The following is a 16,215-nucleotide window of genomic DNA, read 5'->3' as shown; positions in this document are numbered from 1 at the left end:
CACTCCATTCCGTCGTTGCTGGGTCCCGCAATTGGACATGCTCTCAGCCGAGATCGCCCGCGCAAAGTGACAGTGCCGTCTGGCAGAAGCCGAATCAGACACCATTCCACCGCTGCGCATCCTTGGTTACCATGAAGTACCGCCGATCTTCGGCGGACCTCCCGCACCTCACTTTCAACCGCCGTCAGATCATCGACGACCTTCGAGGAGCATTGATGACCACCTCCGACTCCAGTCGCCCCACCGAAGACCAGGTCCTCGCCGCGCAGGCCGACGCCGTCGACCGCGGGCTCAACATCACCGTCGGGAGCGACACCCAGCACACGGTCCAGACGCTGAGCCAGACCTACCCGACCACAGTCGCCGACCTCTGGGAAGCCTGCACCGACCCGGTCCGGCTCCAGCGCTGGTTCGCTCCGGTCAGCGGCGACCTCGAACTCGGCGACCGCTACCAGATCGAAGGCAATGCCTCGGGCACGATCGAGAGCTGCGAACCGCCCCACTTCTACTCGCTGACCTGGGAATTCGCGGGAGGAGTCAGCCACGTCACCGTCCGCATCGCCGAGGCAGACGGCGGCGCACGCCTCACCCTCGAGCACTCGCACGCAGGTGAGGCGAACGCCGATTTCTGGGTCCGGTTCGGACCGGGCGCCACCGGGGTCGGGTGGGACATCTCCCTCCTCGGTCTCGCCAACCATCTCGTGGCCGGCACGTGACGCCCAGAAGACGAGAACGAGTGGGTCACCTCGGCGCCGGCACAGGAATTCGTCCGCACCTCCAGCACCCGCTGGGGCGAGGCCTCGGCGGCGGCAGGCACACCGGTCGATCAGGCTCGCGCCGCCGCTGAACGCACCACCGGTTTCTACCTCGGCCAGCCTCCGGCCGAGTGACCTACATCCGCCGACCGAACCAACGGCGGAATACCTCGCTGCAGCGACTTCACCGTCCTTGGGTGGGCGTTCTGGTCACGCGTTGCTCAACAGAACGTGACCAAAACGACCACCTAATGACGGAAGGCGCGGAAAGGTCCCGCCTACTCCCCCGCCTACTCCCCCGTCTGCTTCCGGGCCCCCAGCGCCAGCCGGGCGATATCGCGCAGCACTTCGAGTTCCTCGCTGCCGTCGAGCAGCGCCCGCAGTTCGATGGCCGCGCGGCTGAGCAGGCTGCGATAGGCGCCGGCGACGTTGTCCGGCTCCCGTGTCAGCGGGTAGGACACGCAAAGGGCGAACACGATCGCCTCGACGGTGAAGGCCACACTCGCCGAGGCGGTCCCGGCCACCCGTGCCTGCTTCGTCGCGTAGAACTCCGCTGGGTTTCCCGGCCCGCACAGCGCCAGGGCAGCCGAGCCGCCATCGACGAGCGGGAGCACCGCCCCGACTCCGCGCGAGACGCGCAGCTCATGATCGGCTTCGACATTGCGCACGCACACACGGTCCTCACCGACTCGGACCCACAGCTGCACGGATTCCCCGGTCATCGTCCGCAGATGGTCGAGCACCGAGTTCGTCGTGGCGATATTGCGCCGGCCCGGGAAGGGCCCCAACCGCAGCAGCCCCGAGGAGTCACGGACGATGAACTTGTGCGTCCGCAGATCGGTCAGCAGCCGATACGTCGTCGACTTCGAATAGCCGAGGCGGCGGCACACCTCGGCAGCCGTCATCGGCGAGTCCTGGAGGACTTCGAGGATGGCCGCACTGCGGTCGATGACTCCGATCTCCGCCGGCGCCTGTTCAGAACTCTTCATTCCCACTCCTCACGACACCGTCACATCGGCGAGCAGCTTCCGCCGGGACACCCACCACCGGAAGATGATGGGTCCGATGATGCCGAGCACCATGAGGATGATGATCGACAGCGAGATCGGCCTGGTGACCAGGGGTGCGAACGATCCGCCGGAGATCTGCAGCATGCGCCGGAAGTTGTCCTCGAGCAGCGGTACGAGCACGAGCGCCAAGATCGCCGGAGCCAAGGGGATGCCGCCCTTCTCCATGAGGTAGCCGATGACTCCGAAGATGCCGAGCATCATCAGCCCGAACAGGCTGAATTCGATGGCGTAGGCGCCGATGACCACGAGCACGAGGATGGACGAGAAGAGGATCTCCTTGGGCATCTTCAGCAGCTTCACGAAGACCCCGACCAGCGGCAGGTTGAGGATGATGAGCGCGATGTTGCCGATGTACATGCTCGCGATGATCGTCCAGATCAGTCCGGTCTCGTCCCGGAAGATCAGCGGTCCTGGCTGCAGACCGTACATCGTGAACACGAAGAGCAGCAGCGCCGTCGTCGCCGAACCCGGGATGCCGAGGCTGAACAGCGGAATCATCGCACCGCCGACACCGGCATTGTTCGCCGCTTCCGGACCGGCCACGCCTTCGATGGCGCCGTGACCGAATTCGTCCTTCCGCTTCGAGATCCGCTTCTCCATGATGTACGACATGAACGAAGCCAGCGAGGGACCGACTCCGGGCAGGATGCCGATGATGAACCCGACGACGGAACCGCGGGCCCAGGGCCCGGCCGACCGCTGCCAGTCTTCCTTCGTCATCCACTTGTCGTTGCCGAAGCTCTGGATCTCGTCCTTGGCCCCACGTCCGAGCGCGAGGTTCCGGATCGCCTCGGGGATAGCGAAGAGCGCCATCGCGAAGATCGTGAAGTCGATCCCGTCGGAGAGCAGACTCATCCCGAACGTCTGCCGGGGCAGCCCGGTCTGGAAGTCGAGGCCGATGAGGCCGACGGCCAATCCGATGAAGATCGAGATGAGCGCCTTCGCCCGCGAGCCCGCCGACATCGTCGACGCGAGCAGCAGAGCCGTGGCCATGAGCAGGAAGTATTCGGTGGCGCCGAAGACGTTCGCGAGCTTGACGAGCACCGGGGACAGGAACGTCAGCCCGATGATCGCCAGGGTGCCGGCGAGGAACGAACCGATCGCCGCGGTCGCCAGGGCGGCCTTGCCCCGACCGCGGCGGGCCATCTCGTAGCCCTCGATCGCGGTCACCGCGCTGGCGACCTCACCGGGGGTTTTGATGAGCGTAGCGGTGATCGAACCGCCGTACATCGACCCGTAGTAGATTCCGCACAGCAGGATGAGGCCGTGCACCGGCTCCATGCCGAAGGAGACCGGGATGAGGATCGCGATCGCAGAGATCGGTCCGATTCCCGGCAGCACTCCGACGACTGTGCCGAGCAGCACGCCGAGGAGGGCGAAGGCGAGGCTGACCGGTTCGAGCGCCGAGGCGAAGCCGCCGCCCAGATCGATGAGAGTATCCATGTCCGCCCCCCCCCTAACCCAGGATCCCGACGGGCAGGTACACCGCGAGCCCGTAGACGAACGCCGCGTAGACCACGCCGGCGAAGACGACGGAGAAGATGAGGTTGCGGATCCACTTCTCCGGCGCATAGATGCTGGTCAGCCCCATCAGAAACGCCGCCGTCGACAGCAGGAATCCAACCGGGATGAGGATCGCGAGGTAGACGAAGAAGAGCGCGAACTGGAACACGACCTTGCGCACCTGCGGCTCCGGTGGGGCCTCGAGGACGATCCCGCCTGCCCCCTCCTGGCCGGAGGATCGGTCGGCGGTTTCACGGGATGATTCCCCCGCCGAGGCGGCCGCACCGTCCCCACCCCCCACCGCGGTCGAGCGCGCGGACCCGGGCGCCGCCTCGGCGAGGGTGTCCTTCCGGTGCCGGAGGACGGCCTGACCTGCCAGGAAGAGGCCGAGCACGATGAGTCCGATCCCGACGATGGCGGGGAAGGTGCGCGGGGTGACGATGTTCGCGGTCTCCTGGATGGAGAACGTCGCGATGTAGTACACCGCGCCGATGACGGCGATGGCGCCGCCGGTGATGAGGTCGGTGCGGAAAGCAGTCATTTGCTGTTGCCCAGATCGGTTTCCTTCACGCCTTCTTCCACTGTCTTCGCAGCGTCATCGACGTAGGCCTGTGCTTCGTCACCGGTGTGGAATTCGGTGGCCCACTGGTTGTTCTTCAGGGTCTCCTGCCAGGCGTCGGACTTGCTCACGTCTTCGAGCGCCTTGGCCCAGAAGTCGACGGCTTCCTGCGGCATCTCGGCGGGTCCGTAGACTCCGCGCCAGTTGCCCAGGGTCACGTCGTAGCCGGAGTCCTTCGCGGTGGGCACCTTGTCGAAGGGCGCTGCCAGCGGTTCCTGGGCGAAAGTGACGAGCGGTTCGATGTCACCGGCTTCGATGACGGAGCGGAATTCGCTCATGCCGGCGATGGCGACCTTCGCGTCCCCGTTGAGCATGGCGGTCGTCTGCTCGCCGCCGCCGTCGTAGTTGACGAAGTTGATGTCGGCCGGGTCGACGCCGGCTTCCTTCGCAAACAGGGCGAACGGCAGGGTGTCGTCTCCGGCGGCTGCGACGGTGACCTTCTGCGGGTCGTCCTTGAGCGCCTTGACCAGGGCGTCGAGATCCTTGAAGTCCCCGTCCTTCGGGGTCACGACCATGAAGTCCTCGACGTAGAGGGTAGCGATGAGAGTCGTGTCTTCGGGACCGAATTCGCAGAGATTGCGCGCCTTCATCGTCTGGCTGGCCAGGGAGGTGATGGCGATCTGATCGTCCTTGCCCTTCTCCTGCTGCATCATCGACGTCAGCCACGAGCAGCCGGTGCCGCCGGGTTTGTTCTGCACGGGCAGCGGCGTCGAGACGATGTCGTCCTTCTGCAGCGCCTCGACCAGCGCCCGTGCCGTGGTGTCCCAGCCGGATCCGGGTTCGGCCGGGGCGGTGACCGTGACCGGTCCCTTCGGATAGTCGCCGCCCTCGCCCGGGGGCTGCGCCTTGTTTCCGCAGGCGGTGGCGACGAGGGCGACCGTGGCGAGCACGGCTCCGATCTTCGCCGCGCGCTTGCGAGTGCTCGTCGACCCTTCCTTCGCCGAGGCGGCCGTCCGTGTGCGTGTGATCGTCGTTGATCGCATGAGCTGTCCCCTTGTGTGTTCGGTTCTCGATATTTGGTGGTGTATTGGTGGGTATGGTGCTGGTGGTGCCGCTGAGCGAGTTGTCAGTCCAGGCGGTTCTCGTCAGGCTGGGGCCCGTCGACCGGTGGGCCCGTCGGCACTGCCGGGCCGTCCCGGTAGTGGCTGTTGTGGCGGCCCGGTTCCGGCACATCGCTGCGCAGGCCGAGCCGGTTCCCGTCGAAGGTCAGCGGCAGCAGCGGCACATCGACGCTGACGCCCGTCGGCAGCCCGGTGTGGGCGAGCGCTCCGGAGGCGACGAGGTGCGGATCGTCGGTGAGGTCGGCGGGAGTATTGACCGGGGCGACCGGCAGTCCGCGCCGGGTGCACTTCTCTTCGATCTCGGCCAGGCTCAGCTGGGACAGTGCCTGCTGGAGTTCTGAATGGATGCGGTCGCGTTGGTCGACCCGGCCCTGGTTGGTCAGCATGTCCGGGTCGGCGGCGAGCCCTGTCAGCCCGAATTCGTCGCAGAGGTCGCGCCATTGCCCGTCGGAGACGGCAGCGACGAAGACCTGGTTGTCGTCGGCGTCGCGGAAGATATCGTAGACGGCCCAGGTGGCCTGCCTGGTCGGCATCGGTCGGGGTGGTTCGCCGCTGATCTGGGACTGTGCCATATGCGTGCCGACGAGGAAGGCGTTGTTCTCGAACAGTGCGGAGTTGATGAGTTTTCCGCGGCCGGTGGTCTCGCGCACCCGCAGTGCGGACTGGATGCCGATGACTCCGAACATTCCGCCCATGATGTCGTTGACGCTGGCGCCGGCGCGCAGCGGCTGCCCGGGAGGGCCGGTCATATAGGCCAGTCCGCCGAGCATCTGCACGACCTCGTCGAGGGCGGCCCGGTTCCCGTAGGGACCGGAGAGGAACCCCTTGAGGGAGCAGTAGATGAGTCCGGGATTCCGTGCGGACAACTCCTCGTATCCGAATCCGATCGAGTCCATTTTGCCGACGCGAAAGTTCTCGAGGAGGACGTCGGCGGAATCGATGAGGTCGAGGACGCGGTCACGGTCGGCCGCCTCGGCGATATCGAGTTGGACGCTGTGCTTGTTGCGGTTGAACGCGGGGAAAAGACCGGATCCGGACCCGGGCAGGTAGCGGGTCTTGTCGCCGGGACCGCGGGGTTCGATCTTGATGACCTCGGCGCCGAGGTCGGCCAGGATCATCCCGCAGCTGGGCCCCATGACCATGTGGGAGAACTCGATGACGCGGATGCCTTCGAGCGGCAGGGGTTCGGGGGTCGTTGCGGGTGCGTGTTCGGTGGTCATCTCGGTGGTCATTTCAGGCCTTCGCCGAGGCGGCCGCGAACCGGTCGTCGAAGACCGCGGGGGTGGCGGGAATGTCGGACAGGCTCGAGGTGAGGTTGTGCCCGACGGCGGCGATGAGGGGCTCGCGGACCTCGGTGAGCGCGTCGACGTCGACGCCGGTGGCCACGCCTTCGCGGTGGAGGAGGTGGACGAGGTCGTCGGTGCCGATGTTGCCGGCAGCGCCCGGCGCGAATGGGCAGCCGCCGAGTCCGCCCATGGCCGCGTCGAAGTTCGCGATCCCGAGGTCGAGGGCGGCGATGACGTTGGCCATTCCGAAGTTATAGGTGTCGTGGAGGTGGAGGTTGACAGGTTTGTCCGCGAAGGCCTCGAGGACCGCCGAGGTGTTGCGGCGGACCAGCGACGGGTTGGCGTTGCCGATGGTGTCGGCGACTCCGACTCCGTGGGCTCCGGCATCGACGAAGGGGCGGAGGACTTCGACGAGGTGGTCCGCCTCGGTGATCCCGTCGAAGGGGCAGATGAAACTCACGGCGGTCGTGATGTCGAAGCGCAGTCCCTGGTCACGGGCGAAGACGGCAGCGTCCATGAGGCGGTCGGAGGCCTCGGCGATGGAGGCGTCGGAGTTCGCTTTCGAGTGCCCCTCGGAGGCCGAGAGCACGAGTTTGATGTTCTTGGCGCCTGCGTCGACGGCCCGCTGGGCGCCCTTGAGGTTGAAGACGAGGGTATAGAACTCGACTCCGTCGGCCTCGTGCGGAGCCAGGCGGCGCAGCAGCTCGTCGGTGTCGGCCATCTGCGGGACCTTCTTCGGATTGACGAAGGAGCCGACCTCGATGTGCTTGAGGCCCGAGCCGATGAGGTTCTCAGCCAGGGCAACCTTGACGTCGGTGGGCACGATCGCCTTTTCGATCTGCAGCCCGTCGCGCAGAGTGGTGTCGAGGATGTCGACGGACGTGGGCCGGACCATGGGACTCCTTCACGCAGGCTCCCGCTGAGCGGGAAACGGTTCGTCGCCGCGCGTCAATGCGCGACTCCACTCTCGTTATACAACGCGCTCAGTCCACGGCACAGGCTTTGTTCGGCATATGAGAGGTCGGGGAGAATTGCCTGTGTTCAGTCCCGTCTATCGGGACGCTAGGTTCTTCGGCCGGTATGTCTGGATCGCGTGGCCTGCTTCGAGTTCGCTGCGGTCGACGAGCTCCAGGTCGACGACGTCACTCAGACCCGCGAAGAGGTACGGTCCGTGGCCGGCGATGCAGGGGTGGATGACGAATTCGAATTCGTCGATGAGGCCGAGTTCGGCGAGCGCGAGCGGCAACGTCACTCCCCCGACTGCGAGTCCCGTCACGGATTGTTCCTTGAGCTCGCGGACGGCAGTGGCGAGGTCGCCGCGGATGAGTTCGGAGTTCCAGTCGACGCTGTCCAAGGTGCTCGAGACGACGTATTTGCGGGCCGGGTCGATGGCTGCGACGAACGGGTCGAGGTCCTCCTCAGGGGTCGTGTCACCTTCGGGCCGGCGCCAGGCGTCTTCCATCATCTGGTAGGTGATGCGACCGAAGATCAGCCCGTCGGCACGCTTGAGATTGTTCGCATGATGGCGATGGAAATCATCGCTGATGACTCCCACGCGATGATCACAGCAGCCGTCGACGGTGACGTTGATCGAGTACCTCAGCTCGCCCATGGAATAAGAGTAGACCTGGGCGGGCACTGCTGGAAGAGTCAATTCCCGCTGGCGTCGGCATCCCCAGCCAACCTCATGTGCAGGATCGGATAGGGCCGCCCGGCTTCATCGGTCTCACTGCGTCCGATCATTTCGAACCCCTGGTGCCGGTAGAACTCCAGCGCTGAGGTGTTCTGTTCATTGACGTCGACCGTGGTCACATCCTCGTGTTCGATCGCATAGTCAATCAGCGCGGAGCCGATCCCCCGGCCCCGTTCACCAGCGTCGATGACGAGCATCGCGAGGTCTCCGTCGACGACCCCGCAAAACCCTACGGCTCGGCCGTCCAATTCAGCGACGGTGAGTCTCACGGCCGGAAAGTAGTCCGCAGCCAGATGCTTCTCGATCTCGTCCCGGTCGTCGTCGGACAGAAAATCATGCGTGGCGTCGACAGCGCTGCGCCAGATCGCCACAAGGGCAGGGACGTCAGAGCACCCGGATGCGGGCCGAAGCCTGAGGGCTGTCATATCAGTCCGTGTCTTTGGCGGCACCATCAACGTTCCCCTCCGAGTCGGCACCGACATCCGCCTCACCGCGTGCGGCCGAGGCGAGGCCCAGCCACGACAGCACCTCGTCGGTGTGTTCGCCCAAGTCGGGCCCGAGGTGGTCGATCGCGATCGATTCACCGCCGATGACCGGAGTGATTCCCGGGAACGCGACGTCCTCCAGGACCTCCTCGCCGGTGGACACGTCGAGGTTCTGGATCATTCCGCGTGCGGCGAGCTGCTCATCGGCGACGAGGTCTTCGGCCGTGTAGATGGGCCCGGCCGGAACACCCACTTCTTCCAGGGCCCCGACGACGTCCTCAACTGAACGCTCGGCGCACCACTCGCCGATCGCCTCATCGAGTTCGTCGCGCCGTTGCCAACGGCCGGCATTCGTCTGCAGGTCGGCATCCTCGGCGAGATCGGGACGGTCGATCGCCGTCATCAGCCGCGGGAAGATGCCGTCCCCGTTGCCGGCGATGACCACGGATTTCCCGCCGGCGCAGAGGTAGCCGTTCGACGGCGCGATGCCCTCCATCCGACCGCCGGTGCGGGTGCGGACCTCGCCGAAAGCGGAGTAGTCGGGAACGAGGGATTCCATCACGGAGAACATCGCCTCATTGAGCGCGACGTCGACGGTCCGCTCCGACAGCGGACCCTTGCCTTCGAAGCCGTGCGCGGATCCGACGACCGCCTCGGCGGCTCCGGCGATCTTCTGCCGCTGTCGGTCGAAGAGCATCATCACGGCGCCGAAGGCCGCCTGCATGCCGGCGATCGAATCGCCGATCGAGATGCCCACGCGCACGGGTGGGCGGTCGGGATCGCCGACGAGTTCGCGGAAGCCCGAATAGCCTTCGGCGACGGCGGCGAATCCGGGGCGCGACGACATCGGTCCGGTCTGGCCGAATGCGGAGATGCGCACGAAGACGAGGTCGGGGTTGGCGTCCTCGAGCACGTCGGGGCCGAGTCCCCACTTCTCGAGGGTGCCGGGGCGGAAGTTCTCGAGCAGGATGTCGCTGCGGCGGACGAGTTCGAGCACGGCCTCGCGTCCCTCGTCGCTGCGCAGGTCGAGCACGACGGACTTCTTGTTGCGGTTGATCGTGCGGTAGAGCATCGAGGTGTCGCCGGCTTTGAGCCGCCAGTTGCGCAGTTCGTCGCCGGAGCCGGGGCGTTCGACTTTGATCACCTCGGCGCCGAAGTCCGCGAGCATCCGCCCGGCGGTGGGTGCGGCGATGTAGTTGCCGAGTTCGAGGACTCGCACACCGGAAAGGGGAAGTCGGTGCGTGCTCATGACGATGCTCCTAGTTGTGCGTGGTTCGGTTCTCCCATGGTGCCAGGTGTCGGCGAGATCGGCGCGGATATCCGCCGTCCGGGCGGTCGGACGGTCCACCTCGCCGAGGCGGTGCTCAGCTGTTCCGCAACGTGACCTACGCGCGTTGACCGATGGATTCGGTCGGAATCTCAGCCTGCGACCGACCGACCCCGGCACGCACGGCTTCACAGACCGCAACGACGAGGATGTTGACGCCGAGGCCGATGATGCCTTCGCTGATCGCCCACGGCAACGGCAGCCAGAACGTGTAGGCGATGACGACGATCAGCCCCGCCGCGAGACCGGCGATGATCGAGCGAACACTGAGACGACCGCTGAAGAAGAGAGCCGCGGCGATCGCCGGAGCGAGCTGGTCGAGGCCGGAGAACCTCAGCAGCAGGAGGTTCGCCAGCAGGTCGGGCATGACGATGGCCAGCAGCAGCGACAGGGCAGTGGCGACGACGACGATGATCTGAGTCGCAGTGAACTGATGCCGTTCGGATCTGATCCGGAAGACATTGCGTGAAGCCAGGGTCGAGATGCCGATGAGCAGCGCGGCCGAGGGCACCATCGCAGTGGTGATTCCGGCGACGGCGAGGACTCCGATCACCCAATCGGGGAACATCTGTCCGGACAGGTGGAGCAGAGCCGAGTCGGCATCGGTGTTCCGACCGAGGATGACGACGGCCACGTAGCCGACGATGAGCGGCAGGACGATGAAGGTGTTGTAGATCGGCAGCCACAGGTAGTTCTGACGCAGCACCGCGGAGCTGCGGGCTGCGAGGATCGGCGGCCACATGTGCGGAAGAGTCACGAAGGCCACGCCGATGGCGCTGATCGCCATGTTCGAGATGTACCAGGGGATGCCGTATTCCTCTGTGCCCTGGACGCTCAGGAGGTCGGGCATGGTCGCAGCGACGGTGTCGAAGACGTTCGTGAATCCGCCGGTGAAATGGATGGGGATCGAGATGCACACGACGAAGAGCATGACGAGCATGAGCGCGTCTTTGAAGTACGCGGTCGTGGCCACGCCTCGCAGACCCGACCACAGGACGAAGGCGACGACGAGGATGAAAGCGATGACCATTGACCACACGCCCGTCGTTCGGTTACCGGTGACGAGTTGAACGATGAGGCCGAGTCCGGTGATCTGCAGCTGCAGGTAGGGCAGCAGAAAGATGACTCCGCAGATGCCTGCGATGACTCCGAGGGTGCGCGAGGAGTAGCTGTGTTCGAGGAAGTCGGCCTGTGTCAGGTGCCCGCGTGCTTTGGCCATGCGCCAGATCTTCGGGCCGATGAAGTAGAGGACCAGGTAGCCGAGGGGTACGTAGGGCATCGAGTAGAAGGCGGCGGCGCCTCCCGAGACCACGAGCCCGGCGGTACCGAGGAAGGTGAAGGTGGTGAAGGTTTCGCCGGCCTGAAGCAGCCAGGTCGTGGCCACGCCGAAGCGTCGGCCGCCGACGGTCCACTCGGAGAGGTCGGCATTGGGCTTCTTGCGTCCGATGAAACCGAGGATCGCGACGAGGACGATTCCGCCGAGGGTGACGATCTCGATAGTGCTCATCTCAGCCCTCCCGACCGTTGTCGGGGTGTGCCTGCACTTCCGGTCGGTCTCCGACTTTGGCCGATGCGAGACTCTCGGCTTCTTCGAGGGCAAGGTCGTCGAGGTGGCCCTGCCGTTCGAGATCGGGGCGGGTCTTCTCGATGATCAGGAGGATGCCGGTGACGAGGAGGCTGCCGGGCACACAGGTCCACCACAAGATGGTCGGCAGCCCGAAAAACAGATGTGGGCCGTTGAGAATCGGCAGCCATTGGAGGACGAAGGCGGCGATCACCGGAATGAGACAGAGAACCGCCCAGACCGTGACGCGACCTTTCGTCACCCGTCGTGTATCGGAATCGGGTGTACTCATTGTGCCTCCCGCACTCGTTCGGCCGGTCTGCTCGGCCGGCGGTCCGACCACCATGATCACGACCACGTCCATCTTCTCTCCACAATTGGTGCTGGACGGTGACGAAATGCCGCTGACAGCAAAGTCGCATTGAAAAGCTGCCTTGGCTGAACATCAGCTGCGGCTTGAGTGAACTTCGTGCAACATTCCTTGAACTCTATTGTCAGCCAGGCTCTGGGTACCGAAGACTGGCAATCGAGTCGCAGACAGCGATGATTCGTCACCGAATGAGGAGTTGGACATGGAATCGAACGATTTCGCAGGCAACAACGACAGCGGTCAGAACGACTTCGGCAATGAGCAGCAGGGCGGTCCCGAGGGCCAGCAGGGTGGCTTCGGCGACCAGGGCGGCCAGCAGGGCCAGTCGGGTCAGCAGGAGCAGGGTGGCTTCGGCGGCCAGGAACAGCAGGCCCAGGGCGGCCAGGAACAGCAGGAGCAGGGCGGCCTCGGCGGCGGCCAGGAACAGTCCGGTGGATTCGACGGCAACGACCGCGAGCAGGGCGGCCAGCCCAGTGGCCAGGGACAGGGCGGCTTCGGCGGCGATGATCGCGGCCAGCAGGCTCAGGGCGGTCAGAACGACGGCGGATTCGGCGGAGACCACGACCGCGAACAGGGCGGTCAGCCCGGCGGTCAGGAGCAGGGTGGCTTCGGCGGCGGCGAAGACCGCGGCCAGCACGCCCAGGGCGGACAGCCCGGCGGCCAGGAACAGGGCGGCTTCGGCGGCCGGGATCAGGGCCAGGGTGGCTTCGGTGGCGAGCAGGGCGGATTCGACGAGAACCGCTGATCTCAGCACCCACCTGATCCGGCGTCACCTCTGAGACGCGGGTCCCCAAGCACAAGCGGCGCACCATTCATAGGTGCGCCGCTTCGTGCATTCACTCGGTGACGGTCACGACCTGACGGTGCCGGCCGAGCCCTTCGAGCTCGAGTTCGACCGTGTCCCCGTCTGCCAGGTACGGGTACTGTCCGGACAGCGCGACGCCCTGTGGGGTGCCGGTGAGGATGACGTTGCCCGGTTCGAAGGCCATCGCCTGGCTGAGCTGGACGATGATCTCGCCGACGGAGAAGATGAGGTCACTCGTCGACGAATCCTGGCGAGCTTCGCCATTGACCCAGCTGCGCAGTCGCAGGTTGCCGGGGTCCACCTCGGCGGCGGGGCGGATCCACGGCCCGAGCGGGGTGAACCCGGGCAGATTCTTCCCCTTCGACCACTGTCCCCCGGACTCCTCGATCTGCAGTCGGCGTTCGGACAGATCGTTGCCGAGCACGTACCCGGCGACGTGGTTGAGTCCTTCCTCCGCCGAGGCGGCCCTGAAGGTCCGTGACCCGATGACCACTCCGAGTTCGACCTCCCAATCGGCTTTCGCCGCATACGGCGGCAGTTCGATCGGGTCATTGGGCCCGGCGATGGTCGAGGGCATCTTAAAGAAGATGACAGGGCGCTCGGGAGGTTCGGCTCCGGCCTCACGAGCATGCGCTGCATAGTTCATGCCCACGCACACGATGGCAGAAGGCCTGGTCAGCGGCGCGCCGATGCGCATCTCATCGGCACCGTCGAGCGTGCTGAGCTTGCCGGCGGCGAGCGCATCTCGCACGTGCTCGATGCCGTCGGCGGCAAAGAAGTTCGGATCGATGTCATCGAACAGTGGACGGAGGTCGAAGCAGACTCCATCGTGGCGGACTGCCGGAATCTCGTGTCCGATCGGTCCCAGTCGCAGCAGTTCCATGCGGTTCCTCTCTACTAGCTCCAGGCCACGTCGTTGTGACCTGCCGCCACGCTAGCGAAACTGCCGAGGCCAATTTGGAACCGCTCAAGTATTGGACAATCGCAGCCCCGCAGAGACACGACGTATCAGGACCATCCCTCACTCGCAGTGCCACACCACCCCATTCCTGCAGGGGGTTATGCCACCACGGGTGAGGGGATACCTCGCAGCCTGTAGGACGAGCCACTTGCAGGGGGTTGTGGCCCTAACAGTGAGTGATGCCCGAAAGCCCCTCGGCGCATGTTCAGCCGGCGGGGCTCACACAGCACTCACACTGTCTGCTGGCGGATGTAATCGGCTTTCGCGCGGCGGGGAACGACGACGATCGGCACCGGAGAGTTCTGCAGGATCCGCATCGCATGGCTGCCCAGCGACACGCGCTTGAGAGCACCCAGCCCGGAGGATCCGAGCATCATCACTTCCGGATGCTTCCACTCGACAGCGCCGAGCGCCGCGGCCCAATCGGCGCCGGTTCCCACGACGACGTCAGTCTCACCTGGCTTGATGTGCAGCTGCTCGATCGAGCACAGGATCGTGTCCGTGTCGCGCTGGACGGTCTTCGTCCATTCGTCGATGACGCGCGACTCCATGTCGAAGGGCACGTTCGCCGAGGCGACCACACGCGAACGCGGAGCGAACGAGGCGATGCGGAACGGCACGTCCGACTCCGCCGAAACCATCGCAGCACCAAGAATGAGATCCGCCGAGGTGGACGACCCCGAGTACGCGGCAGTGATCCGCTCCAGCCGCGCCCCCGCAGGCGCTTCGAATCCGGCCGGGGCCAGGGCCACCGGCAGCCTGGCGCTGTGCAGCAGACCGTTCGACACCGAACCGAGCGCGATCTTGCCCGGCCTTCCTTCCGACGATGGTCCGACGACGAGGCGATAGGCATCGGTCTTCTCACACATCTCGAGCAGACCCCGCCGCGACGACCGCGCGGAATGGAGGACGCATTCGGACTCGATATCGCTGGGAATGAGCGCACGCGCCTCGTCGAGGGCCGCCTCGGCGACGGTGCGGAACCTGTTCTCGTACTGGCTCTCGAAGTGCACGGGCGCCATCGGGAACGCAGCGGAGTCCACGGCGGTTGCGACGAGCCGGCGCCGATAGGTGCGGGCGAGGACGACACCCAGCTCGACGGCTGCGCGGTTGTCCTGACCTGGGGCAAGACCGACGACGATGCTCATTTGGCTCCTCCTGTGGAGTCCGTTCCGGCGGATTCGGGATCGGTGGGTCCCGCCTCGGCGAGCTGCTTGCCGAGGACGGAGGACTTGCGGCCGAAGATGAAGTACAGGCCCAGGATGAAGGCGGTCCAGATGATGAAGACGACGATCGTGATGACCTGCAGGCTCGAGATGATCCAGAAGCAGCCGATGATCGAGAGCACCGGCAGGACGGGATAGAACGGGACCTTGAAACCGCGCTCGAGATTGGGTTCGCGCACGCGCAGGATGATCACGGCCAGGGAGACGACGACGAAGGCGACGAGGGTGCCGATCGAGGTCATCTCGGCGAGGAAATTCAACGGGATGAAGCCGGCGAGGACCGCGATGACGGCGGAGACGACGATCGTGCCTTTGACCGGGGTGAGTGTGCGGGGATTGACCTCGCGGAAGAGCTTGGGCATCATTCCGTCGCCGGCCATCGTGAAGAGGATGCGCGATTGGCCGTAGATGGAGACCAGGGTGACGGAGAAGATCGAGATCACCGCGCCGGCGGCCACGACCGTGCCGGGCCACTGTGAGCCGACGATGTTCTCGAGAATGGCCGACAGTCCGGCGGTCTGTCCGTCGAACTCCTCCCACGGCTGGGCGGACAGGGCGGCGACGGCGACGAGGACGTAGACGGAGGTGACGATGATGAGGGCGGCGATGAGGGCGCAGGGCATCGTCTTCTTCGGGTTCTTCGTCTCATCACCGGCCGTGGCGACGGCGTCCATGCCGACGTAGCTGAAGAAGATCAGACCGGAACCGGCGACGACTCCGGAGATGCCGAAGGGGGCGAAGTCAGAGAAGTTGTCGGTGTTCCAACCGGTGACGCCGACGCAGACGAAGAAGATGAGGACGCCGACCTTGAGGCAGACCATGATCGCGTTGACGACGATGGATTCGCCGGTGCCGCGCACCAGCAGGAAGCAGCACATCGCCAGCAGCAGGATCGCCGGGAGGTTGACGATTCCGCCTTCTTCCGGCGCATAGGCCAGGGCATGCGGGATCTCGAATCCGAAGAGATTGAACAGCAGCTGGTTGACGTATTGCGACCAGCCGACGGCGACGGCGGCTCCCGCGACTCCGTATTCGAGGAGGAGACAGGCGGCCACGCCCATCGCCGGCAACTCACCGAGGGTCGCGTAGGCATAGGAGTAGGAGGAACCGGAGACGGGCACGGAGCCGGCGAGCTCGGCATAGCAGATGACCGCGAGGCCGGCGACGGCACCGGCGATGACGAATGACCAGATCACGGCGGGACCCGCCACCGGAACGGACTCGGAGAGGATGAAGAAGATGCCGGTGCCGATGGTCGAGCCGACGCCGACCATCGTCAGCGAGAACAGCCCGATCGTGCGTTTGAGATCGGTCTCGACGTCTTCCTTCTGCCGCGGCACCGGTTTGATCCGGAACAGCTGCTGTCGCAGTGTGGGCAAGTTCTTCTCCAGACATCATCGTCGGGCGCTGTGGGTCCGCGCAGGACAGGTGGTTCTCGTCAAAGGACGGCGTCACTGCCGGCGGGCGCCGAGCCGGCTCCCGCTATGAGC

Annotated in this window: 16 protein-coding genes; 1 reads left to right on the top strand and 15 read right to left on the bottom strand. The window is 65.5% G+C overall.

Annotation, left to right across the window (positions count from 1 at the left end; genetic code table 11):
• Window positions 1-215 precede the first annotated feature (215 nt).
• On the top strand, window positions 216-716 hold the full coding sequence (locus SB749_RS05965; protein WP_410709512.1) for an SRPBCC family protein: 501 nt from the start codon (window positions 216-218) through the stop codon (window positions 714-716).
• 329 nt (window positions 717-1,045) lie between these two features.
• On the opposite strand, the gene SB749_RS05960 is transcribed toward SB749_RS05965, so the two are convergent.
• The 15 genes from SB749_RS05960 to SB749_RS05890 all read right to left on the bottom strand — a co-directional run bounded on the left by SB749_RS05960 (window position 1,046) and on the right by SB749_RS05890 (window position 16,104).
• Entirely contained in the window at window positions 1,046-1,744 is a 699-nt protein-coding gene (locus tag SB749_RS05960; protein WP_410709511.1) for a helix-turn-helix domain-containing protein, read from the bottom strand.
• A 9-nt stretch (window positions 1,745-1,753) separates the two neighbouring features.
• Window positions 1,754-3,268 (bottom strand): tripartite tricarboxylate transporter permease, encoded by a 1,515-nt coding sequence (locus SB749_RS05955; RefSeq protein ID WP_410709510.1) that lies wholly within the window; start codon window positions 3,266-3,268, stop codon window positions 1,754-1,756.
• A gap of 13 nt (window positions 3,269-3,281) precedes the next feature.
• Complete coding sequence (locus tag SB749_RS05950; RefSeq protein ID WP_410709509.1) at window positions 3,282-3,869, bottom strand: tripartite tricarboxylate transporter TctB family protein; 588 nt, start codon at window positions 3,867-3,869, stop codon at window positions 3,282-3,284.
• Complete coding sequence (locus SB749_RS05945; RefSeq protein ID WP_410709508.1) at window positions 3,866-4,930, bottom strand: Bug family tripartite tricarboxylate transporter substrate binding protein; 1,065 nt, start codon at window positions 4,928-4,930, stop codon at window positions 3,866-3,868. The genes SB749_RS05950 and SB749_RS05945 overlap by 4 nt, the downstream gene beginning before the upstream one ends.
• 83 nt (window positions 4,931-5,013) lie before the next feature.
• On the bottom strand, window positions 5,014-6,240 hold the full coding sequence (locus SB749_RS05940; RefSeq protein ID WP_410709507.1) for a CaiB/BaiF CoA transferase family protein: 1,227 nt from the start codon (window positions 6,238-6,240) through the stop codon (window positions 5,014-5,016).
• Between the two features lies 1 nt (window position 6,241).
• Entirely contained in the window at window positions 6,242-7,189 is a 948-nt protein-coding gene (locus tag SB749_RS05935; protein WP_410709506.1) for a hydroxymethylglutaryl-CoA lyase, read from the bottom strand.
• 156 nt (window positions 7,190-7,345) lie between these two features.
• On the bottom strand, window positions 7,346-7,906 hold the full coding sequence (locus SB749_RS05930) for a dihydrofolate reductase family protein (RefSeq protein ID WP_410709505.1): 561 nt from the start codon (window positions 7,904-7,906) through the stop codon (window positions 7,346-7,348).
• A gap of 38 nt (window positions 7,907-7,944) precedes the next feature.
• Entirely contained in the window at window positions 7,945-8,412 is a 468-nt protein-coding gene (locus tag SB749_RS05925; protein WP_410709504.1) for an acetyltransferase, read from the bottom strand.
• A gap of 1 nt (window position 8,413) precedes the next feature.
• The gene (locus tag SB749_RS05920; protein WP_410709503.1) at window positions 8,414-9,721 is read right to left on the bottom strand and encodes a CaiB/BaiF CoA transferase family protein; all 1,308 of its coding nucleotides are present in this window, start codon (window positions 9,719-9,721) and stop codon (window positions 8,414-8,416) included.
• 136 nt (window positions 9,722-9,857) lie between these two features.
• The gene (locus SB749_RS05915; RefSeq protein WP_410709502.1) at window positions 9,858-11,306 is read right to left on the bottom strand and encodes a sodium:solute symporter family protein; all 1,449 of its coding nucleotides are present in this window, start codon (window positions 11,304-11,306) and stop codon (window positions 9,858-9,860) included.
• Between the two features lies 1 nt (window position 11,307).
• Window positions 11,308-11,655: a hypothetical protein gene (locus SB749_RS05910; protein ID WP_410709501.1), complete on the bottom strand. Its 348-nt coding sequence runs from the start codon at window positions 11,653-11,655 to the stop codon at window positions 11,308-11,310.
• A 259-nt stretch (window positions 11,656-11,914) separates the two neighbouring features.
• Entirely contained in the window at window positions 11,915-12,487 is a 573-nt protein-coding gene (locus SB749_RS05905) for a hypothetical protein (RefSeq protein ID WP_410709500.1), read from the bottom strand.
• Window positions 12,488-12,569: 82 nt separating this feature from the next.
• Window positions 12,570-13,421, bottom strand: a complete 852-nt coding sequence (locus SB749_RS05900; protein ID WP_410709499.1) for a fumarylacetoacetate hydrolase family protein — start codon at window positions 13,419-13,421, stop codon at window positions 12,570-12,572.
• A gap of 308 nt (window positions 13,422-13,729) precedes the next feature.
• Window positions 13,730-14,647: a universal stress protein gene (locus SB749_RS05895; protein ID WP_410709498.1), complete on the bottom strand. Its 918-nt coding sequence runs from the start codon at window positions 14,645-14,647 to the stop codon at window positions 13,730-13,732.
• Window positions 14,644-16,104, bottom strand: a complete 1,461-nt coding sequence (locus SB749_RS05890; protein WP_410709497.1) for an APC family permease — start codon at window positions 16,102-16,104, stop codon at window positions 14,644-14,646. The genes SB749_RS05895 and SB749_RS05890 overlap by 4 nt, the downstream gene beginning before the upstream one ends.
• Window positions 16,105-16,215 lie beyond the last annotated feature (111 nt).

It is taken from the genome of Brevibacterium sp. SIMBA_078, assembly GCF_046534565.1.
Classification (GTDB): Bacteria; Actinomycetota; Actinomycetes; order Actinomycetales; family Brevibacteriaceae; genus Brevibacterium.
The sequence above is the reverse complement of the archived record's forward strand: the minus strand, read 5'-3'. Positions and strand labels throughout refer to the sequence as shown.